Origin of the sequence: Collimonas sp. NPDC087041 (assembly GCF_044745265.1) — a bacterium.
Classification (GTDB): Bacteria; Pseudomonadota; Gammaproteobacteria; order Burkholderiales; family Burkholderiaceae_D; genus Collimonas.
The window spans coordinates 337,483-362,445 of the sequence record NZ_JBIUZX010000003.1 but is presented as its reverse complement, the minus strand read 5'-3'; the positions used below and the strand labels follow the sequence as shown (position 1 = coordinate 362,445).

Here is a 24,963-nt window from a genome sequence, read left to right as displayed (position 1 = left end):
AAGACTTGATAGTTTTGAAATTTGACCCGCCGAGCCGACTTTATCGCCTCAACTCCGGAGATTCTGATGTCCCAACATATCAAAGTGCCTGCAGAAGGCAAAAAAATCACCGTCAACGCCGATTTCTCGATCAACGTCCCAGACAACCCGATCATTCCTTATATCGAAGGCGATGGCACCGGCCTGGATATCAGCCCGGTCATGATCAAGGTTGTTGACGCTGCGGTTGCCAAAGCTTATGGCGGCAAGCGCAAGATCAGCTGGATGGAAGTGTTTGCCGGCGAGAAGTCGACCAAAGTTTACGGCCCGGATGTCTGGCTGCCTGAAGAGACCTTGGCTGCGGTTCGTGATTATGTTGTTTCGATCAAGGGTCCGTTGACGACGCCAGTCGGCGGCGGCATTCGTTCGTTGAACGTGGCTTTGCGTCAAGAACTCGATCTGTATGTCTGCCTGCGCCCGGTGCGTTACTTCAAGGGCGTGCCATCGCCGGTGCGTGAGCCGGAAAAGACCGACATGGTCATCTTCCGCGAAAACTCGGAAGACATCTATGCCGGTATCGAATGGCAAGAGGGCAGCGACGGCGCCAAGAAACTGATCGACTTCCTGATCAAGGAAATGGGCGTCAAGAAAATCCGTTTCCCCAACACTTCCGGCATCGGCATCAAGCCGGTTTCGCGCGAAGGCACCGAGCGCCTGGTGCGCAAGGCGATCCAGTACGCGATCGACAATGACAAGCCATCCGTGACGATTGTCCACAAGGGCAACATCATGAAGTTCACCGAAGGCGGCTTCCGTGACTGGGCCTATGCACTGGCGCAAAAGGAATTCGGCGCCGAGCTGATCGACGGCGGCCCATGGGCGAAATTCAAGAATCCGAAGACCGGCCGCGACATCGTCATCAAGGATTCGATCGCTGATGCGTTCCTGCAACAAATCCTGTTGCGTCCAAACGAATACAGCGTGATCGCAACCCTGAACCTGAACGGCGATTACATTTCCGACGCGCTGGCGGCACAAGTCGGCGGCATCGGCATCGCTCCGGGCGCCAACCTGTCGGATTCGGTAGCGATGTTTGAAGCTACCCACGGCACAGCGCCAAAATATGCCGGCAAAGACTACGTGAACCCTGGTTCGCTGATCCTGTCGGCGGAAATGATGCTGCGTCACATGGGCTGGCTGGAAGCTGCTGACCTGATCATCGAATCGATGCAAAAGTCGATCACTTCGAAAAAGGTGACTTACGACTTCGCACGCCTGATGGAAGGTGCGACGCAGGTTTCGTGCTCCGGCTTCGGCGAGGTCATGATTTCGAATATGTAATTCATTGTTATTTTAAAAAAGCCAGAACGTGTTCTGGCTTTTTTTACGCCTGCTTGTTGCCGTTTGGCCATAAAAAAACCTCACCGAAGTGAGGTTTTTCGTAAAAGCTGCTTAATTATGAAATTAAGGAGCTTGGATGTTAGAAGCTTGCTTGCCTTTAGGGCCTTGCGTGACTTCGAACTGGACTTTTTGACCTTCTTTGAGAGTCTTGAAGCCGTTCATCTGGATTGCCGAAAAGTGAGCAAACAAATCTTCACCGCCGTCATCCGGAGTGATAAAGCCGAAGCCCTTAGAATCGTTGAACCACTTGACTGTACCTGTTGCCATAAAATAGCGTCTTTCAAATAATGACTAATCACACGAGCCGTAAAAGCAAGAAGCCTCGCGTAACGCTGCCCCTTCTAGAACTTGCTCACTTCTATTAACAAGCAAAAACACACTTATCAATGAATGTCATTGTTCTCGTTAAAAATAAAAAAGTCAAGTAATTTCCAATATGCAATTAAATTTGTTGTTTTGAAATGTTTTACCCCTCTTGATTTAATCCGTTTTAACGTCATCTGCATAGCATTCAGAAAACGCGTAATATCGATATACACATTAATTAATCAGCGTTGCGCGTTGCGCATTTGTCGGAAGGTTTTAGAATAGGCGCATGGTAACCAAGCACGAAGACGGGACAGTAGCGACGCGGCAAGAGCAGAAGCTCAAGCCGCCTCCCATGTATCAGGTATTTCTGTTGAATGATGACTACACGCCAATGGAATTTGTGGTTGCCATCCTCCAGGAATACTTCAACAAGGATCGCGAAGCCGCAACGCAGATAATGCTGAAGGTGCATCGCGATGGCAAAGGCATGTGTGGTGTGTATCCGAAGGATATTGCATCCACAAAAGTTGAACTGGTATTAACGCACGCACGCAAAGCAGGGCACCCCCTGCAATGCATGATGGAGGAAGCATGATTGCGCAGGAATTGGAAGTAAGTTTGCACATGGCGTTTGTCGAAGCACGACAAGCACGGCATGAGTTCATCACGGTTGAACACTTGCTGTTGGCCTTGCTCGACAATCCGTCCGCGGCTGAAGTGCTGCGGGCGTGTGCCGTCAATATTGACGATATGCGCAAGACGCTGACGATCTTTATTGGCGACAATACGCCGACCGTCCCGGGTTCGAATGAGGTTGATACCCAGCCGACCCTCGGTTTTCAGCGCGTGATCCAACGCGCCATCATGCATGTGCAATCGGCTTCCAACGGCAAAAAGGAAGTCACCGGCGCCAATGTGCTGGTGGCGATCTTCGGCGAGAAGGATTCGCACGCGGTGTACTACCTGCATCAGCAGGGTGTGACGCGTCTGGACGTGGTCAACTTCATTTCGCACGGCGTGCGCAAGGATCAGCAGACCGATGCGCAGAAATCCTCGGAAGGCGCGGAAGAAGTGCAGGCCGAAGGCCAGGCCAAGGAAAGTCCGCTCGACCAGTTCACGCAAAACCTGAACAAGCTGGCTACCGAAGGCAAGATCGATCCACTGATCGGCCGCGAGTACGAAGTCGAACGCGTGATCCAGACCTTGTGCCGCCGTCGCAAAAACAATCCATTGCTGGTCGGCGAAGCCGGCGTCGGCAAGACCGCGATTGCCGAGGGCTTGGCATGGCGCATCACCCAGGGCGAAGTGCCTGAGATCCTGCAGAATGCCATCGTGTATTCGCTCGACATGGGCGCGCTGCTGGCCGGCACCAAATATCGCGGTGATTTCGAACAGCGCTTGAAAGCGGTCCTCAAGCAATTGAAGGACAGCCCGCACGGCATCCTGTTCATCGACGAAATCCATACCATCATCGGCGCCGGTTCGGCGTCGGGCGGTACGCTGGATGCCTCCAACCTGCTCAAGCCGGCATTGTCGAGCGGGCAGTTGAAGTGCATCGGCGCGACTACTTATACTGAATTCCGCGGCGTGTTCGAGAAAGACCACGCGTTGTCGCGGCGCTTCCAGAAAATCGATGTCAACGAACCGACCGTCGAGCAAACCGTGCAGATCCTGCGCGGCCTGAAGTCGCGCTTTGAAGAACATCACGGCGTCAAGTATTCCGCTTCGGCACTGACCAGTGCTGCGGAACTGGCGGCGCGGTTCATCAATGATCGGCATCTGCCGGACAAGGCCATCGATGTGATCGACGAAGCCGGTGCGGCGCAACGCATCCTGCCGAAGTCGAAGCAGAAGAAGACTATCGGCAAAGGCGAGATCGAAGACATCATCGCCAAGATTGCGCGGATTCCGCCGCAATCGGTCAACCAGGACGACCGCAGCAAACTGCAAACCATTGACCGTGATTTGCGCAATGTCGTGTTCGGCCAGGATCCGGCGATCGATGCGTTGGCGTCGGCCATCAAGATGGCGCGTGCCGGCTTGGGCAAGACGGACCGTCCGATCGGTTCCTTCCTGTTCTCCGGTCCGACCGGGGTTGGCAAGACCGAGGTGGCCAAGCAGTTGGCGTTCATCATGGGCATCGACCTGATTCGTTTCGACATGTCGGAATACATGGAACGCCATGCAGTGAGCCGCCTGATCGGTGCGCCGCCGGGTTATGTCGGTTTCGACCAAGGCGGTTTGCTGACCGAGGCCGTCACCAAGAAGCCGCATGCGGTATTGCTGCTCGATGAAATCGAAAAGGCGCATCCGGATATTTTCAATATCCTGTTGCAGGTGATGGACCATGGCGCGTTGACCGACAACAACGGGCGCAAGGCGGACTTCCGCAACGTGATCATTATCATGACCACCAATGCCGGTGCGGAAAGCCTGCAGAAGCGTTCGATCGGCTTTACCGACAAGAAGGAAGCCGGCGACGAGATGGCGGATATCAAGCGTATGTTTACGCCAGAGTTCCGCAATCGTATCGATTCCATCATCAGCTTCCGCGCACTGGATGAAGAAGTCATCCTGCGCGTGGTCGACAAGTTCCTGATGCAGCTGGAAGAGCAGTTGCATGAGAAAAAAGTGGAAGCGATCTTCACCGAGAACCTGCGCAAGTTCCTGGCGCGCAAGGGCTTCGATCCGTTGATGGGTGCGCGGCCGATGTCGCGCCTGATCCAGGACATGATCCGCAAGGCGCTGGCCGACGAGCTGTTGTTCGGCAAGCTGGTGACTGGCGGCCGCGTGACAGTCGATCTCGACGACAAGGATCAGATCAGTCTCGACTTTGCCGAGAAAGATGCATCCTCGCCGTCGGCGCCGGAAGAAACGGTCGAAGTGGAGTAAATCCGCTTTTGGCTTTTGCTTCAGCCAAAACAAAAAGCCTGAATCCACGAAAGTGATTCAGGCTTTTTTACGCTTGGATGTTTGAATCTACATCATTGTTTTGCTGCCAGCGTTTCACCGGCTGGTGAAGCGCTGGCAGCAACTTGTGGCTTAGGGCAGGACCGTGCTGCCGCTCGCTTGTTTGGCCTGGATATCCGAGACGGCTTGCTCGATGGCAGCGATGCGGTAGGTAGTGGCAGGATGGATCGCCGTATACCCGTTGAGTACCGTGACTGGATATTGCGTCGCCAGGCGTTGCCAGAATGCCGAGGCGTCGTCGACCTTGTAGCCGGCGCGCGCCACCATGTACAAGGCCAGCTTGTCGGCTGCCGCATCGAGCTGCTGCGGATATGGCTTGACGCCGGCGGCGCCGCTCAATGGCGCGGTATCCGGGCGCAGGCGAACCAGGTTGTCGATCACGCCGGACAAGGTCGCGGTGAGACGTTGCCTGGCTGGATGGGTCAGCGTGTTGTGCGCCATTTCCTTGGCGATCACGTAGGCCAGTTCATCGTCGCTGCGCACGAATTTCATCATGCCGGCGCTGATCAGGACGCGACGGCCGTCGGCATAGCTGATCACGTTGTCGGTGTTGCCTAGTTCGATGCCGAAGGCGCAAGCGCGGGTCAGCGGCACGTTCAGGGTCTGGTTGCTGCCGTTGCGGGCGATCGTCACCTTGATGTTGTTGCGGCCATTAACCAACGGGCCGAGCATCAAGGCCGTCTGACGTTCTGCATCGGCGCCGGTCGGCACCGGTTTGTCCTGGATTGCCACCAGCAGATCACCGCGTTGCAGGCCAACTTTGGCCGCGCCGCTGCCTGCCAGCACGCCGGTCACTTGCAATTGATCGGTCAGGCCGAGTGAAGTGGCGGCGTCGATGAATTCTGCGGTGTAAGAGAATTTTGTCTTGGCTGTGAAGCCGAGCAGGTTGCGCGCGTTGTTGCGGCACAGGACTGCATTATTCACCAGCAGCGGGGCTGCCACGTCGTAGAGCCGGTCTTGCAGTGCGACCAGGCTTTTCAGCTCGGCCTGCTGCGGCGTTACGGCGGGAACGGCTGGCTTGGGAGCCAGCGTCGGTTTGCCGGCGCTGGCGGTATTTTGCGTGCCGGACGTGGTTGGTTCTTGCGTAGCGCAGGCCGCCAGGAACAGCACTGGCAATGTCACTGCTGCGTAACGCTTGACTCCCTGCCATCGGGAGCGACGTGTCAATCTCATTAATTTCTCCATCAATGTTTTCCGGTGCTGCCGAAGCCGCCTGCGCCGCGTTCGCTGCTCTCGAAATCTTGTACAACATTAAAACGGACCCGTGCGACCGGCACGATAATCAATTGCGCCAGCCGTTCCATCGGGTTGAGGGTGAATTCGGTTTGGCCGCGGTTCCAGGTGGAAACCATCAGCTGACCCTGGTAATCAGAGTCGATCAGGCCGACCAGGTTCCCCAGCACGATGCCATGTTTGTGACCGAGGCCGCTGCGCGGCAAGATCATGGCGGCGTAAGCCGGGTCGCCGATGTGGATTGCCAGGCCGGTCGGGATCAGGTGGGTTTCACCGGGTTTGAGCGTCACAGGCGCATCCAGGCAGGCGCGCAGGTCGAGTCCGGCGCTGCCTTCGGTGGCGTAGGCCGGCAATTGATCTTGCATGCGTGGGTCGAGGATTTTGACGTCGATGATATTCATTGAATTTTGTAACAATCTATATAAATAAAATAATTCGGGTACGTGCGGCAAATGAACGGCATGACAAGCGCAGGCCTGTCTGGAATTCATGTAACCAATTCTGATTTCGATGCGGCTCGCCGGCCTTCAGGCCGACGATGAACTATGCAGCAACTATGCAGCAACTATGCACCAAGACGCGCAGCAATGGCAGCGATCAACTGCCGCGCCAGCTGCTGTTTGCCGGCACGCGGCAGATCGGTATGACCGTTCGCGTCGAACAACACCAATTGGTTGTCATCCTTGCCAAAGGTATCGTGGCCGATATTGCCGACCAACAGTGGTACATTTTTCCTGGCGCGTTTGGCCTCGCCATATTGCAACAGCTTTTCCGATTCGGCAGCAAAACCGACACAGTACGGTGGTTTGGGCAGCGCTGCAACTGTTGCCAAAATATCCGGGTTTTGTTCGAATACCAATTCCGGCGCGCTGCCGTCGGCATTCTTCTTCAGTTTCTGGGTGCTGGCATTGGCTACGCGCCAGTCGGCAACCGCAGCGACGGCGACGAATATGTCGGTGGCGCTGCTGGCGCTTTGGGCGGTGAGCTGGGCCATGACGATATCGTGCATCTGTTGTGCAGTCTGGACGCTGATGCGGCGCACGCCATATGGCGTGGCAAGTGCGGTTGGTCCCGACACCAGCGTCACTTCGGCGCCGGCTTCATAGGCGGCGCGGGCAACTGCATAGCCCATTTTTCCCGATGACAGATTGGTGATGCCGCGTACCGGATCGATTGGCTCGAAAGTCGGGCCGGCGGTCAACAGCACGCGTTTGCCCTTGAGTAGTTTGAGCTGGAACGCAGCAATCACTTCCGCCAGCAATTGATCGGCTTCCAGCATGCGTCCCATGCCGACTTCGCCGCAGGCCTGCTCGCCGGCATCAGGGCCGAGCAGCTGAATGCCGTCCGCCAGTAACTGGTTGGCGTTACGCTGGGTGGCGGGGTTTTGCCACATTTCGACGTTCATCGCCGGTGCGATCAACAGCGGCACCGTCGCCGGCCGCGCTACGCACAAGGTCGACAATAAATCGTCGCAGGCGCCGTGCGCCAGCTTCGACATGAAATCGGCGGAGCAGGGCGCGATCACGATGGCATCGGCGTCGCGGGTGAGATCGATGTGCGGCATGTTGTTGCCGATGCGCGCATCCCATTGATCGGTAAATACCGGCTTGCCGGACAAGCCCTGCATGGTCACCGGTGTCATGAAATGCGTGGCCGCGGTGGTCATGACCACCTGTACCGAAGCGCCAGCCTTGATCAGTGCGCGCGTGAACTCCGCCGCCTTGTAGCAGGCGATGCCGCCGGTCAGTCCCAGCACGATTTTTTTACCCGCGAGATCCATCTCTGCTCCTGGAGGGGACGACACCAGTTGGTGTTTTGTAAAAATTGGCCTGCCTAAATGACCTATTTCAATGGCCTATTTCAATGGACTATTTATTGACGCGCCGCAGCTCATCAATAATGAACAATACCGCACCGACGCAGATCGCGCTGTCGGCGACGTTGAATGCCGGCCAGTGCCAGTTGCCCACATAGAAGTCGAGGAAATCGATGACATGGCCGTAGGCGATGCGATCGACCACATTGCCGATGGCGCCGCCGAGGATCAATGCCAGTGCGGCGCAGAACATGCGTTGTCCGGCGTGTCGTTTCAACAGGAAAATGATGAACACGGCGGCGGCGATACCGATGGCGGTGAACAGGTGGCGCTGCCAGCCGGATTCCGACGACAGGAAACTGAACGCAGCACCCTTGTTATACACCAGCACCAGGTTGAAGAACGAGGTCACCGGATGCCATTCGCCGTAGCTGAACAGGCGCACGATCGTGATCTTGGTCAATTGGTCGATCAGCAATACCAGGGCGGCAATGCCAAGCCACGGCGCCAGGCCGTATTTGGAAGAGGAGGCTGCGGCGGAAGAGCGTTTTTTAGTGGCCATATTATTAAGATCTGTTGGGTCTCAGAAAATTTCGTAGGGTGGGCACATCGTGCCCACGCGTGAACTCACTCCACGCACACGCCGCTTTCGGCGCTGCGCGGGTTTGTACTCCGGTTGCCGCGGTCACACGTGGGCACTGTGTGCCCACCTTACGCAAAGTGACGATGCTCGCCGCTGCCGAACAGATTGGCGACGCAGCGTCCGCACAGCCCCGGGTGTTCCGGATGGCTGCCGACATCGGCACGATAGTGCCAGCAGCGTTCGCATTTCTGTTGCGTCGACGGCGTTACCAGGATCGCTTCTTCGGCTTCCGTCGCCACTTGCGTGACGACAGCGCTGGAAGTGATCAGGACGAATTTCAAGTCGTCGCCGAGGCTGTTGAGCAGTGCGTACTTGGCGGCGCTAGCCTTGATCTCGACTTCGGCCTGCAGCGAGGATCCGATGCCGCCGCCCACCCGCACTTCTTCCAGTTGCTTGGTGACGTCGGCGCGGACTGCGCGTACGGCATTGAATTTCTCGATCAGTGCCGCAGCATCGCTGATTTCCGGCAGCGCATAGTAGGTTTGCGTGAAAATGGTTTCATCGCTGGCCGCAAATGCTTCCGGGCTGGCGAAGAACGACCAGGCTTCTTCCGCGGTGAAGGACAAGGTCGGCGCCATCACGCGCAACAACGCTTGCGTGATATGCCAGATCGCGGTTTGCGCAGAACGGCGCGCTTGCGAAGTGGCGCCGCTGGTGTACAGGCGATCCTTCAGGATGTCGAGGTAGAAGCCGCCCAAATCTTCTGAGCAGTACATCTGCAGTTTCGAGATCACCGGGTGGAATTCATAAGTCTGGTAGTGCTGCAGGATGTCGGCTTGCAGCTGCGTCATGCTGGCGATCGCATAGCGGTCGATTTCCAGCAGGTCGGCGATCGGCACTGCATCTTTCAGCGGATCGAAATCCGAGGTATTCGCCAGCAGGAAGCGCAGCGTGTTGCGGATGCGGCGATACGACTCGGTGACACGTTTCAGGATTTCGTCGGAGATCGTGATTTCGCCGGAGTAATCGCTGGAAGCGACCCACAGGCGCAGGATTTCCGCGCCCAGCGAGTCCGCCACTTTTTGCGGTTCGACGCCATTCTTCAACGACTTCGACATCTTGCGGCCTTCGCCATCGACCACGAAGCCGTGCGTCAGCAAGGCGTCGTAAGGCGCGCGGCCGTTCAACATGGCCGAGGTCAGCAGCGACGAATGGAACCAGCCGCGATGTTGGTCGGAACCTTCCAGGTAGAGGTCAGCCGGGAATTTCGACTGGGCCGCATGCGAACCGCGCAATACGGTCTGGTGCGTGCTGCCGGAATCGAACCAGACGTCCAGCGTGTCCTTGTTCTTGACGTAATTGTCGGCGTCGTCGCCCAGCAGTTCGCGTGGATCAAGGGCTTGCCAGGCTTCGATGCCGTGCTGCTCGATGCGCTTGGCGATCTGTTCCAGCAGTTCCGGTGTGCGTGGGTGCAACTGGCCGCTTTCCTTGTGCACGAAGAACGCCATCGGCACGCCCCATTGGCGTTGCCGCGACAGCGTCCAGTCCGGACGGTTGGCGATCATGCCGTGCAGGCGCGCCTTGCCCCAGCTAGGGAAGAATGCAGTGGCTTCGATCGCTTCCAGCGCGGTGGCGCGCAAGCTCGGATGGCCATCCTTCGGCAGGTTGTCCATGCTGGCGAACCACTGCGAGGTGGCGCGATAGATGATCGGGCTCTTGTGGCGCCAGCAATGCATGTAGCTGTGGTCGAACATGACCAGCTTGAACAGCGCGCCAACTTCTTCCAGCTTGCTGCAGATCGGCTTCGATGCTTCCCAGATGGTCATGCCGGCAAAGAACGGCAGCCACGATGCAAATTTGCCGTCGCCCATGACCGGGCTGATGATGTCGTCGTCCTTCATGCCATGCGCCTTGCATGAGATAAAGTCTTCGATACCGTAGGCCGGCGCCGAGTGGACGATACCGGTGCCGCTGTCGGTGGTGACGTAGTCGCCGAGATAGATTGGCGACAGGCGGTCGTAACCTGGATCGGTGGCGGCCAGCGGGTGTTTGAAATTGATCAGCGACAGCGCTTCACCCTTGCAGGTGGCGATGATTTTGCCTTCGAGGCCAAAGCGTTGCAGGCTGCTCTCAACCAGGTCCTGTGCCAGGATCAGCAGCAGCGGTGCGCCATTGCGCTCGGTCTGGACCAGCGCGTAGTCGACTTCCGGATGCACGTTGAGCGCCTGGTTGGACGGGATGGTCCACGGCGTGGTGGTCCAGATCACCACATAGCCTTGCTCGACCGGCAGCGATGCCAGGCCGAATGCTGCGGCGATCTTGGCCGGTTCGGCAAATGGGAAGCCGACATCGATCGACGGATCGCGCTTGTCCTGGTATTCGACTTCCGCTTCGGCCAGCGCCGAACCGCAATCGAAGCACCAGTTGACCGGCTTCAGGCCGCGATACACATAGCCTTTTTCCAGGATCGTGCCGAGCGCGCGCAATTCATCGGCTTCATTGCCGAAGGCCATGGTCTTGTACGGATTGTCCCATTCGCCGAGGACGCCAAGGCGGATGAAGTCCTTGCGCTGCAGGTCGATCTGTTCGTTGGCGTAAGCACGCGCCTTGGCTTGCACTTCGGCCACCGGCAGGTTCTTGCCGTATTTCTTTTCGATCTGGATCTCGATCGGCATGCCGTGGCAATCCCAGCCCGGCACGTAAGGCGCATCGAATCCGGCCATGTTGCGGGCCTTGACGATCATGTCCTTGAGGATCTTGTTGACAGCGTGACCCAGGTGGATTTCACCGTTGGCATACGGCGGGCCATCATGCAGGATGAATTTCGGGCGGCCTTTGGAGGCCTTGCGGATCCGTTCGTAGACTTTCTTTTCCTGCCATTGCTTGACCCACTGCGGCTCGCGCTTGGCGAGATCGCCGCGCATCGGGAACGCAGTTTCGGTCATGTTGACCGGATACTTGCTCTGCGGCTTGCCTTGCGGCTTGGCGGCTTTATTGTTTTCTGGTTTGCTTGGCTGATCGGACATAATTTTCTTCAATGGAATTCAGTGGAGCCTGCCCTTCGGCGGGCAGAGCGGAATGAGGTACTGCCGAACAGCGTCAAATTCGGTCTGTGGCCGAAGTCGGCGCACGCGTCGCGGGATTCATCGACTTGCCGGCGTGCTGGCGGAAATAGGCGCGCGCATTGTCCACATCACGACTGATCGCGGCGGTCAGGGTTGGCAGGTCGACATATTTCTCTTCGTCGCGCAGCTTTTGCAAGAACTCGACCTGGATCAGCTTGCCATAGCAGTCGCCGGTGAAGTCAAGGATATAGCTTTCCAGCAGCACCCGGCCACTATCGTCGACGGTCGGGCGGATGCCGATGCTGGCGACGGCAGGCAGTGGTTGCTCACTCAAGCCATGGACATTGACCACGAAGATGCCTGACAGCGCCGGCAGCTTGTGGTTGACGCGCAGGTTGAGGGTTGGGAAACCGATGGTGCGGCCGAGTTTCTTGCCGTGCACCACGCGTCCGGAAATTGAATAGGGGTGGCCGAGCAGGGCGCGCGCATGGTCGAAGTCGCCGGCTGCCAGCGCCGCGCGCACTGCGGACGACGAGACGCGGGCGCCTTCATTCATGACAGTCGGCAAGGTTTCAACGTGGAAGCCGTACTTCTTGCCGGCTTCGACCAAGGTCGCGATATTGCCGGCGCGGCGGGCGCCGAAGCAAAAATCTTCGCCGACCATCAGCCATTTGACATGCAAGCCCTCGACCAGCACCTTTTCGATGAAGTCTTGTGGCGACATGGCGGCAAAGCTGGCATTGAAGTGTTCGACGATGACGCGGTCGATGCCGGCCTGCGACAGCGATTCCAGCTTGTCGCGCAGATTGGCGACGCGGGTCGGCATGTTGTCGGGTTGTCCGGCGCGACGCGCAAAGAACTCGCGTGGGTGCGGCTCGAACGTCATCACGGCGGCGTCCAGGCCGAGTTCCGTGGCTGCCTTGCGGACGTGCGCAAGCAGCACCTGATGGCCGCGATGCACGCCATCAAAGTTGCCGATAGTGAGCGCGCACGGTGCGCGCGATTCGGCGTTGGGAAGTCCGCGAAATACCTTCATTGAAGTAACCGGAATATTTGTCGCAAAAACCTTGGATTATAAATGCTTTCGGCGTCCAACCCCTGCGAAGAAGTCGATCGGCAGTGGTTTGGCCGCCCCGAAATTGCCAAATTCGTCATTTTGCAGGGAGAAATGCCGTAGTTGCGGGGATATGCTCTCGGCAATTCGACGTATATTGTATTTTAGATATGGGCGAACGCTATCGCTGCAATGCGATTTGCCAAAAAAAATCGCCCCGAAGGGCGATTGCAGATTATTGGCAAATTAGTACCATGCCGATTTTCTGGCCTTTTCAGGCTTTCTTGTCGCCGCCCAGCAGGCCGCCCAACAGGCCACCCAGATCGCCGAGGCCACCGGCCGGAGCCGCTACCTGGCCGTTAGGCGTCAGTTTGTCGACCAGGCCTGGCAGAATTTCCGACAGGTGCCCAGCTGCTTCGCTTGGGGAAATGCCGGCCGCTTGGGCCAGTTCCTGCAGATGGCCGCCGCCCAGCACTTGTTGAATCTGGTCTGGCGAAATTGCCTGGTTCTGGCCGTTGCCTATCCAGGACTGTACAACCGAGCCCAGGCCCGCACCTTCGAATGCGCTGAGGAGGCCACCACCAGCACCTGCCGCGCCCCCAGCCTGGCCTGCGGCCGCGCCGCCGCCTTGCAGTGCCTTCAGCAGTAACGGCAATGCGGCCGCGATCAGCATGGCTTTCGGATCATTTGATTGTTGCTGGCCGCCACCGCCAATTGCGCCGAGTACCGAATCAAGTAGTCCCATAATATTCTCCAGAGTAATAGTGCGATAAGCCGTCAAGGCAGAGGTTACTTCGTCGAAAAATACAAAGTAGTTCAGAAAATCGATATTACAACGCGGCAAGAGCTTTGAGTAGTTGCGAAAGTGAAAACGATTGTGTCTTGGCGACCTTTATCATTTTAGTCAGGCTTCGAATAATTGCTTAGACCAAATTGTAAAAATCATAGAAAAATCATGGAAATAGAGCGACGCCTTGCGCTTGCTTCGGCTACATCTCGCCCCAGATGGCGTTGATCGCTGCCAGCGCCGCCAGTCCGGCGGTTTCCGTGCGCAGGATGCGCGGCCCCATCGACAGCATCAGTGCGCCTTGCGCGCAGGCCGTATCTTCCTCAGCTTCGGTGAAGCCTCCTTCCGGGCCGATCAGCAACGTCAGCGCCTGCGGCGGATGGTGTCGTGCCCAGTCTGAGAGTGACTGCTCACCGCGTGGCGACAGCAGGATGCGCTTGTGCAAATCCTGCTGCCGCACCCAGTCGTTAAACGGCGTCAACGTTGCCAGGTTCGGCATGCGGTTGCGGCCGCTCTGCTCGGCGGCGGCGACGATCACGGCTTGCCAATGGCTTTGCTTCTTTTCGGCGCGTTCGCTATTCAGGCGCACCACGCAGCGCTGCGCCGCCAGAGGCTGGATCGCCGCCGCGCCCAGTTCGACAGCCTTCTCGATGATCCAGTCCAGCTTCGACGACTCCGGCAACGCTTGCGCCAGCGTGACCGCATAGGGCAGCTCGACTTCGCGCGGTGAGAAAGTCTTGATCTCGACGCCGACGCGCTTTTTTTCGATGCTGCTGATGGTTGCCGTATATTCGCCGCCCTCGCCGTTGAACAGGGTGATCGGCGTGCCAGCGGGCAGGCGCAGGACTTGCACATGGTGTGCAACCTGGTCCGGCAACGCCAGTTGCTGGCCGATTTCGAGAGGAGTGGAGACGTAGAAGCGCGGCATGAAGTAAATAGATTCCTTGGGTTATTCGGTGGCAGTCGGGGTGGTTGTTGTCGGCAGATTAATAAGTCATGCAAGCAGCGCTCAATAAACCCAAGCCTAGACTGACTGTACCAAGAAAGATGCCGGATGCAATCTTGTTTTCGGGGATATCGGCAAGCAGCGTTGGCAACATCAGGCGGACGATCCCGAAGGCCAGCAGCTGGACCACCAGTGCGACGATGCCCCAGATCAGCATATCCATCAGGTTGATGCTGTTGGAAATTGCTGAAGCCAGCGCCACGACATAACCCAGCAACGCACCAGCCAGGCTGGCGGTGGCGGCGTGGTTGCCGGCGCGGATCAATGCCAGCTCATGGTACGGCGTGATGAAAATGTAAATCAGAAGAAAGGCGCCGGTCAGCACCAGTGCCAATCCGAAGTGAGACAAGAAGGCCGGCAGACCGGCGGGCAGCATTGAAAGATCCATGAAATTGAGGCTCCTGAAGATAAGGACGGGCGCGTTGGAGGCGCTTGTCGCCAGTACTTAATAAATAAAATTAATCAACAAAATAATGCGGGACGAAACGGCTGGTGTCTTTGGTAATCAGCGATACATCTTCGCGGATGCCGATGCCGGCAGGTGCATCGCCGACCACCCATGAACCGACCGATGTATAAGCCGGCGTGATGCCGTCGTCGAATTTCGGCTGGGCAGCAAAGGCCTGATAAATGTAGCCTTCGGCGCCGTATTGGCCAGGTTGATGATGTACTTCGCCGCCGGCGTAGATCGTGATGTTTTCACCTTCGCGCGAATACAACGGCTTCTTGACGAAATCGCCGCTGATGCGCCAGGCGTCGAAAAATGCCGGCAGCAGGTTCGGATGGCCGGGGAACAATTCCCACAGTACCGGCAGGATCGCCTTGTTGGAGAGCACCATCTTCCAGGCCGGTTCGATCAGGCGCATCGGCCGCGCCAGCAGATGCGCGGCAAACTCATCGCGGCATAGCCATTCCCACGGATAGAGCTTGAACAGGTTGTCGATTTTCAGGTCGAAGTCGTCGACGAACTCAGCATGCTGTTCATCCCAGCCGATACTTTCGATGGCCATCTGTTTGGTGGCAAAGCCGGCCTGGATTGCGGTATCGCGCAGATAGGCGAGATTGCCCTCGTCTTCTTCATGGCCGCCGATACAGGCAAAGTGCAGCAGGCCCTTGCTTTGATGTTGTGTCGCCAGGGCTTGCCATTGTGCGATCAGCTTTTCATGGATCGAATTGAACTGGTCTGCCTTGGGGAATACGTCCTGCAGCCAATACCACTGCGCCACGCTCGACTCGACCAGGCCGGTCGGCGTGTCGGCGTTGTATTCGAGCATCTTGGGAGGATTTTTTCCATCCCAGGAGAGATCGAAACGGCCGTACAGCGAGAACTCCTTGTCGCGCCAGCTTTCCTCTACCAGCGACCAGAACGGTTTTGGAATCGCAAATTGTTCCAGCCTTTCGTGGGCGATCACATGCTCGACCGCCTGCAGGGCCATCTGGTGCAGCTCGGCGGTGGCATCCTCGACGACATCGATCTGCGCTGCCGTGAAGCGATAGGCATAGCGCTCGTCCCAGTACAAATCATCGATCGAATGGTAAGTGAAACCGAGTGACTCGAACTGGGCCTGCCAGTTGGGTCGCGGGGTCAGGTTTTCGCGGATCATGCTCAACCGCCGCCGGAGATATGGACGCCGCCGAAACCGCCGCGCGCCACACTACGGGCTACGGAGTGATTGCTGACTTCACCGCTTTGCAGGCCGAAGCTGCGGCCGCCGATACGCGCGCTGCGCTGTGCGTTGTCGCGGTCTCCCAGGTCGTAACTCGGGCCGTAGTAACGGTAGTAGCCGTACCCGCTGGCGCCTGAACTGCTGCCGCTGCTGCTGGTGGGCGCCGGTTGGCAAAGTTCGGGACGGCCCCAATCCTTCTGGCAGTCTTCCTGGCTCAGGTATTCATCGCGTGCCTGCTTGGGGCTGCAACCGGCCAGCATGGTCGATGCTGCCAGCACCAGCGGCACGGCGTGGCTCTTGCGGCCCGGCCGCGCGATTGGTTCCAGCGTTTTTTTTGTTTGATGCTGAGGACTGCGGGTTGGCACTAGGTTCTCCATGAATGTGATGAAACCTGGTTCAGACGGGTGATCCATGTTTTCCAACTGCCCAACATGAATAGGGCATCAAAACCACAAAAAGCGTGAATTTGCGACAACGGCTCAAGTGCCAAGACAAGTGTCAAGATAAGCGCCAAGATTTTGCACGAAATTGGGCAGTGCGAATAGTGCCGGATGCACATCAGCGTTGTAATACTGAAGCTCGCCGACAGCCCGGTCTTGCAAGCGGGCGGCGACGGTGTTGCGCTCGACATCGCGCGGATCGATGGAATCGCTAGCCACGGCCATGCCCCACAGCGCGCCATACAGCGGTACGTATACGGTGTACGGCGCGACATGGCGGAAAGTTGCGTCGAGGCGCTGGCGCAGCAGGCCGAATCGCTGCGGATGATGAAACGGGCTGCCCAGGTGCATGACCAGTGCGCCGCCCGGCGTCAACGCCGCCTTGCAGGCCTGCAGGAATTCCAGCGTGTAGCAGTCGGCAGCAAGGGCGCTGCCGTCGGCGGTTTGTGGATCAGTCAGGTCGAGCAGGATCAAGTCGTAGCGCGGGCCGGCGGCGTCGCGTGCGGCTTGCTGTACAAAGGCAAAGCCGTCTTGCGCTACGTGGCGGACGCGCGAATCGTTCAGTGCGCCGCGATGGATTTTTTGCAGATGATGGCGCGATAATTCGATGACCTCGGGATCGATTTCGCACAAGGTGATTTCTTCCATCGAAGGATGTTTGAGCAATTCTTCGCTGCTGCCGCCGTCGCCGCCGCCGACGATCAGTGCGCGGCGAGGTTGCGGGTGAGTGATGGCGGCTGGATGCACCAGGCATTCGTGATAGAAGAATTCATCGCGCTCCGACGTCATATAGGCGCCGTCCAGCCGCATCACTTTGCCGAACTCGGCGGAGTCGGCAATTTCTATACGCTGGAATGGCGATTGCGTGTGCACCAGCGGCGGCGCCAGCCGCGTGCCGTAGGCGGTGTTTGGGGTCAGATGCTCCAGTGCCAGTGTGTGACCACGCGCATCTTCGCCACGTTGCAAGCGATGGGTTTGCCATTGCTTCGGCGCGAAAGCCGCGATCAATTGGTCCAGCAAGCCGTTGGCCTTGGCGCTGTTATCTTCGGTGTAATTGCACACATACACATCCAGCGTCACCGCCTTGCGTTCCGGCCAGGTATGGATTGCCAAGTGGGATTCGGCCAGCAGCAGGGCGCAGGTAACGCCGGCGGCGCTGCCATCGGCAGCCTGGAATGGATGGAATTTTTCGCCGACGATGGTGAGGCCGGCGCTGACGGTTTCTGTTACGACGAGTTGCCGCAACTGTTCCGGATCGAGCATCAAGTCGTCGCTGCAACTGCAGTCATGGCAATCAGCCGTCAGATGTAAACCTTGCATGGGGAAATGGATGAGTTGTGGTCCAAGGGGGCGGATTTGATACGTAAATTGTGAAAATGTCAATTTCATCCGAGTTCGCCGTACACTGCGGTCTTATGCGGCGCGGCAGCATTTTACTGTCCCGTCGCGCATAAGATGTGCGGATTTGAACCGGGGACGGGCGCATTTTGGTAAAATATCGGCCTTTGTGGCTGTTCTGATAACCGGTGCTGACACTGTCAGGCACGGTTCCGGATTCGCCTCCGACCAATTCACAACCATTGCCTACCGCTCACACCATGACTTCCACACTCCCGACCACCAAGATGGCCAATGCGATTCGCGCACTGGCAATGGACGCAGTACAAAAAGCCAATTCCGGCCATCCCGGCATGCCGATGGGTATGGCGGAAATCGCGGTTGCGCTGTGGGCCAAGCATTATCGTCACAATCCGGCTAATCCGCACTGGTTCAACCGCGATCGTTTCGTCTTGTCGAACGGGCATGGTTCGATGCTGCAATATGCGTTGCTGCACCTGACCGGCTACGATCTGTCGATGGACGAGATTCGCAATTTCCGTCAAATGCATTCGAAGACTCCGGGTCATCCGGAAGTTGATGTCACGCCAGGGATCGAAACCACGACCGGCCCACTGGGTCAGGGCCTGACCAATGCGGTCGGCATGGCGCTGGCGGAACGCCTGCTGGCAGCGGAATTCAACCGCGGCAATTTCCCGATCGTTGACCATTACACCTACACATTCGTCGGCGACGGCTGCCTGATGGAAGGCATTTCGCATGAAGCCTGTTCGCTGGCCGGCACATTGCGCCTGTCGAAACTGATCGCACTGTACGATGATAACGGTATCTCGATCGACGGCCACGTTGAAGGCTGGTTCAAGGACGACACCCCGAAGCGTTTCGAAGCCTACGGCTGGAACGTGATTCGCGCCGTCGACGGCCACAATGTGGAAGCCGTCAGCGCCGCCATCCACCAAGCCAAGCTGTCCGACAAGCCAACCCTGATCTGCTGCAAGACAGTGATCGGCAAGGGGTCGCCAAACCTGGCCGGCACCGACAAGGTGCACGGTGCAGCGCTGGGCGACAAGGAAATCGCTGCTGTGCGCGAAGCACTGGGCTGGCCTTACGCGCCATTTGAAATCCCGGCAGATGTCTACGAAGCCTGGGATGCCAAGGCGCAAGGCAAGCACTTTGAAGGTGACTGGGACGCATTGTTCGCCGCTTACGCGACCGAATACCCGCAACAGGCCAGCGAATTCACCCGCCGCATGAAGGGCGAGCTGCCAGGCAATTTCGAGCAGACCGTGAGCGCCTACATCGCTACCTGCGTCGAGAAGAAAGAAACCATCGCCACCCGCAAGGCCAGCCAGAACGCCATCCAGGCGCTGGCGCCGGTGTTGCCGGAATTCCTCGGCGGTTCGGCCGACCTGACCGGTTCCAACCTGACCAACTGGAAAGAATGCGTCGCCGTGCGCGCTGACCAGCCGGGCAACCATATCAACTACGGCGTGCGCGAATTCGGCATGAGCGCAATGATGAACGGCATCGCCCTGCATGGCGGCTACATCCCGTTCGGCGCGACTTTCCTGACTTTCTCCGACTACAGCCGCAATGCACTGCGCATGGCCGCGCTGATGAAGATCCGTTCGATCTTCGTGTTCACCCATGACTCGATCGGCCTCGGCGAAGACGGCCCGACCCACCAATCGGTGGAGCACGTATCGAGCCTGCGCCTGATCCCGCAACTGGACAACTGGCGTCCATGCGACACCGTCGAATCGGCTGTGGCATGGCAACAGGCTGTGCTGCGCAAGAATGGTCCGAGCACCCTGATTTTCTCGCGCCAGAACCTGCAATACCAGGAACGCGATGCGGCGCAGATCGCCAACATCCAGCGCGGCGCTTACATCCTCAAGGATGCGCCCGACGCCAAGGCGATCCTGATCGCCACCGGTTCCGAAGTTGAACTGGCAATGCAAGCGGCGGCAGCACTGGAAAAAGAAGGCATCGCGGTGCGCGTGGTGTCGATGCCTTGCGCCGACGTGTTCGATCGCCAGGAAGCATCGTACAAGGCGAGCGTGCTGCAACGCGGCTTGCCACGTGTGGCGATCGAAGCTGGCGTGACTGCGTTCTGGCACAAATACGTGGGCCTGGAAGGCGCTGTGGTCGGTATCGATACCTTCGGCGAATCGGCTCCGGCTCCTGTGTTGTTCAAGCATTTCGGCTTCACTGTTGAAAACGTCGTGGCCAAGACCAAACTGGTACTGGCATGAATTTAAGAGCAGCACGGGCTATGGGCAAGATGGACATCACCAACATCGTTGGTGATGTCGTCATCCGTCGCGCCACCGTCGCCGATGCAGGAGTGATCGCGGCGGTGCGCATCGACAGCTGGCGCGCCACTTACCGCGGCATCATTCCGGATGACTATCTGGATGGCATGAAGATCGAAGACAGCACCGCCATCTGGAGCCGTATCCTGGGTGCGACCTCGAATGCGGCCAACGTGTTCGTAGCTGAAGTGGATGGAGAAGTGCTGGGTTTTGCTGCCGGCATGACGCTCAAGGAAGCCAAGCTCGGTTTCGATTCCGAGCTGACCGCGATCTATCTGGAACCGTCGGTGCAGCGTGCCGGCATCGGCCGCAAGCTGGTGGCGCATGTGGCGGCAGCGTTGGCCGCCGCCGGCGCCAACAACATGCTGGTCTGGGTGTTGGCTGAGAATCGTCCGGCGCGGCAGTTTTACGAGATGCTGGGCGCTGAATTGCTGGCCGAACAACCGTTCAGCTGGGATGGTCTGGATTTGCAGGAAGCCGGCTATGGCTGGCGTACTATCAGAGTAAATTGAAGCCGGATTGAATGGCGTTGATTGCAGCACAAGTTTATTGTTAATGTTAATACCTTAGGAGAAAACCATGACTATTCGCGTCGCCATCAATGGCTATGGCCGCATCGGCCGCAACATCCTTCGCGCCCATTACGAAGGCGGCAAAAAGCATGACATCGAGATCGTTGCCATCAACGACCTCGGCGATCCAAAAACCAACGCTCACCTGACCCAGTACGATACTGCCCACGGCAAGTTCCCTGGCACAGTGACAGTTGATGGCGATTCGATCGTGGTCAATGGCGACCGTATCAAGGTATTGGCACAGCGCAATCCGGCAGAACTGCCATGGGGCGAATTGGGCGTTGACGTCGTGCTGGAATGCACCGGCTTCTTCACCACCAAGGAAAAGGCCAGCGCCCACATCAAGGGCGGCGCCAAGAAAGTCATCATCTCGGCACCAGGCGGCAAGGACGTTGACGCGACTGTCGTGTTCGGCGTCAACCACGGCGTGCTGAAGTCCAGCGACACCGTGATCTCCAACGCATCCTGCACCACCAACTGCCTGGCGCCGCTGGTCAAGCCGCTGAACGACAAGATCGGCGTACTGAACGGCCTGATGACAACCGTTCACTCCTACACCAACGACCAGGTGCTGACTGACGTTTATCACGAAGACCTGCGCCGCGCCCGTTCCGCCACCATGAGCATGATTCCTGCCAAGACCGGCGCTGCTGCCGCTGTCGGCCTGGTGCTGCCGGAACTGAACGGCAAGCTGGATGGCTTCGCGATTCGCGTGCCGACCATCAACGTTTCGCTGGTCGACCTGTCGTTCGTTGCTGCGCGCGACACCACTGTTGATGAAGTCAACGCCATCATGAAAGAAGCGTCGGAAGCCGGTGCACTGAAGGGCATCCTGACTTACAACGTCGAGCCGCTGGTATCGGTTGATTTCAACCACAACCCTGCATCGTCGAACTTCGACTCCACGCTGACCAAGGTTTCGGGTCGCCTGGTCAAGGTGTCGAGCTGGTACGACAACGAGTGGGGTTTCTCGAACCGCATGCTGGATACCACGATTGCACTGATGACAGCCAAGTAAGACTAGTTTGCATATCGAAAACGCCCCGCTTGTCGGGGCGTTTTTTTTGTAGGGTGGGCACAGCGTGCCCACGCGTAACCGTAATAATAAGCGGAGAATGGACCAAATTTATATGTGAAGCGAATTTGCGCGTGGGCACACTGTGCCCACCCTACATGGTTGAGTTATAGTTGATTCCGTTGCGAATAAACTAACCTATTTCGAGGGGGCCGTATGACACTCAGCGCAGATAGCCACGGCGATTTTGAAACGATTGCCCGTTCGACCGTGCCGTCCGAATTGGCCGTGATGAAAGCGCTATTGGAATCCGAGCGGATACCGGCGTTCATCGTCGATGGCGGCATCCATCAGCTGCATTTCCTGATTGCGGTGGCGACCGGCGGTGCGCGGCTGCAGGTGGCTTCTGAATATGCCACTGTGGCGCGGCGCATTTTGGCTGACCTGGCTGCCGGCGAGCTGGTGCTGGAGGAAGATGACCAGGCGCCGCACGAAAATCTGGAGGAGCAGAGCGTCGTGTCGGAAGACAAGCGCAGGGGCCGCGCGCTTGGCGCAGCCTTGCTATTTTTCCTGGGTGGCAGTTAGCTAAAAATCCCTGCCCACAACTGCTTCACCACAGCGATCTCGTGTGCTATGCGCGTCGCGGCGACACGTGCCCGCTCTTCACCCTGCAAGCGGATCTGATGCTGCAACTTGCGGAAGGTCCGATAGGCATCCGCAACTTCCACCGACAGAGCCGCATCGATCAGCCCCAATTCCCCACACAGTTTCAACAAGGCGATATTACCGATGTCGGCCGTCAACTGCGGGTACGCCGCAGCGTGACGCAGGATCAGGTACTGCACGATGAATTCGATATCGATCATGCCGCCGGCGTCATGCTTGAGGTCGAAGCGGTCGCTGCGGTTGGGATGAGCGTCGCGCATCTTTTGCCGCATCTCCTGCACTTCGCGTTGCAGCACGATCGGATCGCGCTCTTGCCGCAACACTTCCTCGCGCAGGGTTTCGAAACGCTCGCCGATGGCGGCGTCGCCGGCGCAAAAGCGGGCCCGGGTCAGTGCCTGGTGTTCCCACAGCCATGCCGATTCGCGCTGGTATTTTTCGAACTTGGCAAACGACGATACCAGCAGGCCGCTGGCGCCGTCGGGGCGCAGCGCGATGTCGATGTCGAACAGGATGCCGGCCGGGGTGTGGCTGGTCATCCAGGTGATGAAGCGTTGCGCCAGCTTGGCGTAGAGCGCCGGGCCGTCCTGGTCGTCGTCTTCATACAGGAATACGACGTCGAGATCGGACACGTAGCCAAGTTCCTTGCCGCCGAGCTTGCCGTAGGCGATGACGGTGAAGCGTGGTGTGTCGCGGTGGCGGCCCGGCATCATGTTCCAGATTGCCTGCACAGTGGCGGCGACCAGGATATCGGCCAGGATCGACAGGTGATCGGCCAGCGCCTCGACGCTCAGGACGCCTTCCAGATCCTGCGCCAGCAACCGGAACTGCTGGGCATGGTGCATTTCACGCAGCAGGTCCATCTGCCTTTCGGTGTCGCCCGGGGCACTGTCCAGTTGACGGCGGCATTCCAGCGCGAATTCCGGCCAGTCGGGAGCCGCATTCAAGCTGCGCGGATCGAGCAGTTCATCCAGCAGGATCGGATGCTGGGTCAGGTACTGGGCAGCCCAGCCGCTGGCGCTGATCATGCGGATCACGCGATGCAGGGTGGCCGGATATTCGGTCAGCAGCGCCAGGTATGCAGCGCGACGCGCGATCGCTTCGAGGAAGTCGAGCAGGCGGCTCAGGGTCGGCAGATGGCGTTCAGGTTCCGGGATGGCGGCGATCACCGGCAGCGCCGCATTGACCAGCGCCAGTAGTCGGGTGCGGCTGGCCAGCGGCAGGTTCTGCACACGCGTCGATTGCCAGGTGGTGACCAGCCGCTGCGCGGCGGCGGAGGCGTCGGAAAAACCGCAATGGGTGAGCACGATGACAATCGTTTCGCGATTGTCGGTGTCGCTCAGCGTATGCAGCACATTGTCTTCCTTGCTCCAGTCCTGTTGGCTGGAGTGGCTGCTCTGCTTGTCCTTGAAGATGTCGTCGAACTGGGCATCGACCAGCGCCCGATGCTGATCCAGCACCTGCATCAGCGAAGGCACATCGGCAAATCCCATGGCTTGCGCGATGATCAGGCAATCGGCCGGATTGGTCGGGAAAGTATGGGTTTGCGCATCGTCCAGGTATTGCAGCCGATGTTCCAGGTTGCGCAGGAAATCGTAGGCCAGCAGCAATTTATCAACCACCTCGGCGTCGAGCAGGTTCTTGCTGGCCAGGGTGCGCAATGTGGCGCGGGTGGAGCGGTCGCGCAGGTCGCTATCGCGGCCGCCGCGGATCAGCTGGAATACTTGCGCCAGGAATTCGATCTCGCGGATGCCGCCGCGTCCCAGCTTGACGTTGTTGCTGCGCTCCGGATGCAACGCTTCCAGCCGTTTCACTTCGTTGCGGATTTGCGCGTGCATCGAGCGCATTGCATCGATCGAGCCGAAATCCAGGTAGCGGCGAAACACGAACGGCCGGCTGATGCTTTCCAGCGCGGCGATGTCGTCGGCACGGCCGGTCAGTGCGCGCGCCTTGCACCAGGCATAGCGTTCCCACTCGCGGCCCTGCGTCACCAGGTAGGTTTCGACCATGTTGAAATTGGCCACCAGCGGCCCCGACGCGCCGTTCGGTCGCAGCGCCATGTCGACTCGGAACGTGAATCCGTCTTCGGTGATTTCAGACAGTGCGCCGATCAGCTTCTTACCGAGCCGGGTGAAGAATTCCTGGTTCGATAGCGAACGTTGCTCATCGTTTGTTGTGCGAGTATCGCCATCTTCCGGATAGGCGAAGATGAGGTCGATATCGGAAGAAACGTTGAGTTCGCAGCCGCCCAGCTTGCCCATGCCGAGCACGATCAACTCTTGCGGTTGGCCGGATTCCTCGCCGTACGGCGTTCCATGCAAGGCTTCCAGGTCGGCGCTCAGGGCTGCCAGATGGGTTCTGACTGCGAATTCGGCAAAAGACGTGATGGCGCTGACCACTTCTTCGAGGTCGGCGCGGCCGTGCAGATCGCGCTCGATCAGCGTGCACACCAGCAGATTGCGCAGCCTACGCATGGCGCGCGGTAACGGCATGCCGGAATCTGTTTCATTTTGTAACAGGCGGCCGAACTGCGTTGGGCCGAAGGTTAATCTTGTCAATGGAGCGGCCAGTTCGGCAACCTGGGCGGCGCGTCCGGCTTCGGCGTTCACCCAGCGTTGGTAAAAGCGGGAGGCGGCGGTAGTGCTGATGAGCGATGGAGTCACGGATTGGGCGAATAAATGAGGGAAAATTGATCGGAAATCAGAGGACCGGCGACCGTCTATTGGTTTTTTTAGCTACGAGTACGT

Annotated in this window: 21 protein-coding genes; 7 read left to right on the top strand and 14 right to left on the bottom strand. The window is 58.3% G+C overall.

What is annotated here, in order from left to right; all coding sequences use genetic code 11:
* Window positions 1-66: 66 nt before the first annotated feature.
* Entirely contained in the window at window positions 67-1,320 is a 1,254-nt protein-coding gene (icd, locus tag ACIPF8_RS07535; RefSeq protein WP_400419039.1) for an NADP-dependent isocitrate dehydrogenase, read from the top strand.
* A 123-nt stretch (window positions 1,321-1,443) separates the two neighbouring features.
* Here icd and ACIPF8_RS07530 read toward each other — a convergent pair whose 3' ends face one another.
* On the bottom strand, window positions 1,444-1,647 hold the full coding sequence (locus tag ACIPF8_RS07530) for a cold-shock protein (protein ID WP_009665919.1): 204 nt from the start codon (window positions 1,645-1,647) through the stop codon (window positions 1,444-1,446).
* 328 nt (window positions 1,648-1,975) lie between these two features.
* Here ACIPF8_RS07530 and clpS point away from each other — a divergent pair, with 328 nt between their 5' ends.
* Window positions 1,976-2,284, top strand: a complete 309-nt coding sequence (gene clpS / locus ACIPF8_RS07525) for an ATP-dependent Clp protease adapter ClpS (protein WP_014007243.1) — start codon at window positions 1,976-1,978, stop codon at window positions 2,282-2,284.
* Window positions 2,281-4,581, top strand: a complete 2,301-nt coding sequence (gene clpA, locus ACIPF8_RS07520; protein ID WP_400419034.1) for an ATP-dependent Clp protease ATP-binding subunit ClpA — start codon at window positions 2,281-2,283, stop codon at window positions 4,579-4,581. Before clpS ends, clpA begins: the two co-directional genes overlap by 4 nt.
* Window positions 4,582-4,731: 150 nt before the next feature.
* Here the strand turns inward: clpA and ACIPF8_RS07515 are convergent, their stop codons facing one another.
* The 12 genes from ACIPF8_RS07515 to speE all read right to left on the bottom strand — a co-directional run bounded on the left by ACIPF8_RS07515 (window position 4,732) and on the right by speE (window position 17,630).
* A complete protein-coding gene (locus ACIPF8_RS07515; RefSeq protein WP_400419031.1) occupies window positions 4,732-5,832 on the bottom strand; it encodes a M48 family metalloprotease in 1,101 nt (366 codons plus the stop codon).
* A gap of 11 nt (window positions 5,833-5,843) precedes the next feature.
* Window positions 5,844-6,293: a dUTP diphosphatase gene (gene dut / locus ACIPF8_RS07510; protein ID WP_061532600.1), complete on the bottom strand. Its 450-nt coding sequence runs from the start codon at window positions 6,291-6,293 to the stop codon at window positions 5,844-5,846.
* 164 nt (window positions 6,294-6,457) lie between these two features.
* Entirely contained in the window at window positions 6,458-7,672 is a 1,215-nt protein-coding gene (coaBC, locus tag ACIPF8_RS07505; RefSeq protein ID WP_400419027.1) for a bifunctional phosphopantothenoylcysteine decarboxylase/phosphopantothenate--cysteine ligase CoaBC, read from the bottom strand.
* A gap of 88 nt (window positions 7,673-7,760) precedes the next feature.
* Window positions 7,761-8,270: a signal peptidase II gene (gene lspA / locus ACIPF8_RS07500; protein ID WP_400419025.1), complete on the bottom strand. Its 510-nt coding sequence runs from the start codon at window positions 8,268-8,270 to the stop codon at window positions 7,761-7,763.
* 149 nt (window positions 8,271-8,419) lie between these two features.
* Window positions 8,420-11,317 (bottom strand): isoleucine--tRNA ligase, encoded by a 2,898-nt coding sequence (gene ileS, locus ACIPF8_RS07495; protein WP_400419016.1) that lies wholly within the window; start codon window positions 11,315-11,317, stop codon window positions 8,420-8,422.
* Window positions 11,318-11,390: 73 nt separating this feature from the next.
* The gene (locus ACIPF8_RS07490; protein ID WP_400419014.1) at window positions 11,391-12,392 is read right to left on the bottom strand and encodes a bifunctional riboflavin kinase/FAD synthetase; all 1,002 of its coding nucleotides are present in this window, start codon (window positions 12,390-12,392) and stop codon (window positions 11,391-11,393) included.
* 292 nt (window positions 12,393-12,684) lie between these two features.
* The gene (locus ACIPF8_RS07485) at window positions 12,685-13,155 is read right to left on the bottom strand and encodes a YidB family protein (protein ID WP_400419013.1); all 471 of its coding nucleotides are present in this window, start codon (window positions 13,153-13,155) and stop codon (window positions 12,685-12,687) included.
* A gap of 244 nt (window positions 13,156-13,399) precedes the next feature.
* A complete protein-coding gene (locus ACIPF8_RS07480; protein WP_400419010.1) occupies window positions 13,400-14,125 on the bottom strand; it encodes a 16S rRNA (uracil(1498)-N(3))-methyltransferase in 726 nt (241 codons plus the stop codon).
* A 58-nt stretch (window positions 14,126-14,183) separates the two neighbouring features.
* Complete coding sequence (locus tag ACIPF8_RS07475) at window positions 14,184-14,591, bottom strand: DUF350 domain-containing protein (RefSeq protein ID WP_061532607.1); 408 nt, start codon at window positions 14,589-14,591, stop codon at window positions 14,184-14,186.
* Between the two features lie 70 nt (window positions 14,592-14,661).
* Entirely contained in the window at window positions 14,662-15,807 is a 1,146-nt protein-coding gene (locus ACIPF8_RS07470) for a glutathionylspermidine synthase family protein (protein ID WP_400419007.1), read from the bottom strand.
* Window positions 15,808-15,809: 2 nt separating this feature from the next.
* A complete protein-coding gene (locus tag ACIPF8_RS07465) occupies window positions 15,810-16,283 on the bottom strand; it encodes a hypothetical protein (protein ID WP_400419004.1) in 474 nt (157 codons plus the stop codon).
* 66 nt (window positions 16,284-16,349) lie between these two features.
* Window positions 16,350-17,630, bottom strand: a complete 1,281-nt coding sequence (gene speE, locus ACIPF8_RS07460) for a polyamine aminopropyltransferase (RefSeq protein ID WP_400419001.1) — start codon at window positions 17,628-17,630, stop codon at window positions 16,350-16,352.
* A gap of 278 nt (window positions 17,631-17,908) precedes the next feature.
* Between speE and tkt the strand changes: the two genes are divergently transcribed.
* From tkt to ACIPF8_RS07440, 4 genes are all read left to right on the top strand, one after another.
* Window positions 17,909-19,903 (top strand): transketolase, encoded by a 1,995-nt coding sequence (gene tkt / locus ACIPF8_RS07455; RefSeq protein ID WP_400418999.1) that lies wholly within the window; start codon window positions 17,909-17,911, stop codon window positions 19,901-19,903.
* The gene (locus tag ACIPF8_RS07450) at window positions 19,900-20,475 is read left to right on the top strand and encodes a GNAT family N-acetyltransferase (protein WP_400418996.1); all 576 of its coding nucleotides are present in this window, start codon (window positions 19,900-19,902) and stop codon (window positions 20,473-20,475) included. Before tkt ends, ACIPF8_RS07450 begins: the two co-directional genes overlap by 4 nt.
* 67 nt (window positions 20,476-20,542) lie before the next feature.
* Window positions 20,543-21,556, top strand: a complete 1,014-nt coding sequence (gap, locus tag ACIPF8_RS07445; RefSeq protein ID WP_400418994.1) for a type I glyceraldehyde-3-phosphate dehydrogenase — start codon at window positions 20,543-20,545, stop codon at window positions 21,554-21,556.
* A gap of 213 nt (window positions 21,557-21,769) precedes the next feature.
* Window positions 21,770-22,138 (top strand): hypothetical protein, encoded by a 369-nt coding sequence (locus ACIPF8_RS07440; RefSeq protein ID WP_400418991.1) that lies wholly within the window; start codon window positions 21,770-21,772, stop codon window positions 22,136-22,138.
* Here the strand turns inward: ACIPF8_RS07440 and glnE are convergent.
* Window positions 22,135-24,879 carry a bifunctional [glutamate--ammonia ligase]-adenylyl-L-tyrosine phosphorylase/[glutamate--ammonia-ligase] adenylyltransferase gene (gene glnE / locus ACIPF8_RS07435; protein WP_400418988.1) on the bottom strand — a complete coding sequence of 915 codons (2,745 nt, stop codon included), beginning with the start codon at window positions 24,877-24,879 and terminating at the stop codon, window positions 22,135-22,137. The two genes, ACIPF8_RS07440 and glnE, sit on opposite strands and share 4 nt — an antisense overlap.
* Window positions 24,880-24,963: the final 84 nt, after the last annotated feature.

What these genes read in the sequence shown, in the direction of transcription:
- icd (WP_400419039.1), top strand. Translation starts at nt 67, where the DNA reads ATGTCCCAACATATCAAAGTGCCTGCAGAAGGCAAAAAAATCACCGTC.
- ACIPF8_RS07530 (WP_009665919.1), bottom strand. Translation starts at nt 1,647, where the DNA reads ATGGCAACAGGTACAGTCAAGTGGTTCAACGATTCTAAGGGCTTCGGC.
- clpS (WP_014007243.1), top strand. Translation starts at nt 1,976, where the DNA reads ATGGTAACCAAGCACGAAGACGGGACAGTAGCGACGCGGCAAGAGCAG.
- clpA (WP_400419034.1), top strand. Translation starts at nt 2,281, where the DNA reads ATGATTGCGCAGGAATTGGAAGTAAGTTTGCACATGGCGTTTGTCGAA.
- ACIPF8_RS07515 (WP_400419031.1), bottom strand. Translation starts at nt 5,832, where the DNA reads ATGAGATTGACACGTCGCTCCCGATGGCAGGGAGTCAAGCGTTACGCA.
- dut (WP_061532600.1), bottom strand. Translation starts at nt 6,293, where the DNA reads ATGAATATCATCGACGTCAAAATCCTCGACCCACGCATGCAAGATCAA.
- coaBC (WP_400419027.1), bottom strand. Translation starts at nt 7,672, where the DNA reads ATGGATCTCGCGGGTAAAAAAATCGTGCTGGGACTGACCGGCGGCATC.
- lspA (WP_400419025.1), bottom strand. Translation starts at nt 8,270, where the DNA reads ATGGCCACTAAAAAACGCTCTTCCGCCGCAGCCTCCTCTTCCAAATAC.
- ileS (WP_400419016.1), bottom strand. Translation starts at nt 11,317, where the DNA reads ATGTCCGATCAGCCAAGCAAACCAGAAAACAATAAAGCCGCCAAGCCG.
- ACIPF8_RS07490 (WP_400419014.1), bottom strand. Translation starts at nt 12,392, where the DNA reads ATGAAGGTATTTCGCGGACTTCCCAACGCCGAATCGCGCGCACCGTGC.
- ACIPF8_RS07485 (WP_400419013.1), bottom strand. Translation starts at nt 13,155, where the DNA reads ATGGGACTACTTGATTCGGTACTCGGCGCAATTGGCGGTGGCGGCCAG.
- ACIPF8_RS07480 (WP_400419010.1), bottom strand. Translation starts at nt 14,125, where the DNA reads ATGCCGCGCTTCTACGTCTCCACTCCTCTCGAAATCGGCCAGCAACTG.
- ACIPF8_RS07475 (WP_061532607.1), bottom strand. Translation starts at nt 14,591, where the DNA reads ATGGATCTTTCAATGCTGCCCGCCGGTCTGCCGGCCTTCTTGTCTCAC.
- ACIPF8_RS07470 (WP_400419007.1), bottom strand. Translation starts at nt 15,807, where the DNA reads ATGATCCGCGAAAACCTGACCCCGCGACCCAACTGGCAGGCCCAGTTC.
- ACIPF8_RS07465 (WP_400419004.1), bottom strand. Translation starts at nt 16,283, where the DNA reads ATGGATCACCCGTCTGAACCAGGTTTCATCACATTCATGGAGAACCTA.
- speE (WP_400419001.1), bottom strand. Translation starts at nt 17,630, where the DNA reads ATGCAAGGTTTACATCTGACGGCTGATTGCCATGACTGCAGTTGCAGC.
- tkt (WP_400418999.1), top strand. Translation starts at nt 17,909, where the DNA reads ATGACTTCCACACTCCCGACCACCAAGATGGCCAATGCGATTCGCGCA.
- ACIPF8_RS07450 (WP_400418996.1), top strand. Translation starts at nt 19,900, where the DNA reads ATGAATTTAAGAGCAGCACGGGCTATGGGCAAGATGGACATCACCAAC.
- gap (WP_400418994.1), top strand. Translation starts at nt 20,543, where the DNA reads ATGACTATTCGCGTCGCCATCAATGGCTATGGCCGCATCGGCCGCAAC.
- ACIPF8_RS07440 (WP_400418991.1), top strand. Translation starts at nt 21,770, where the DNA reads ATGACACTCAGCGCAGATAGCCACGGCGATTTTGAAACGATTGCCCGT.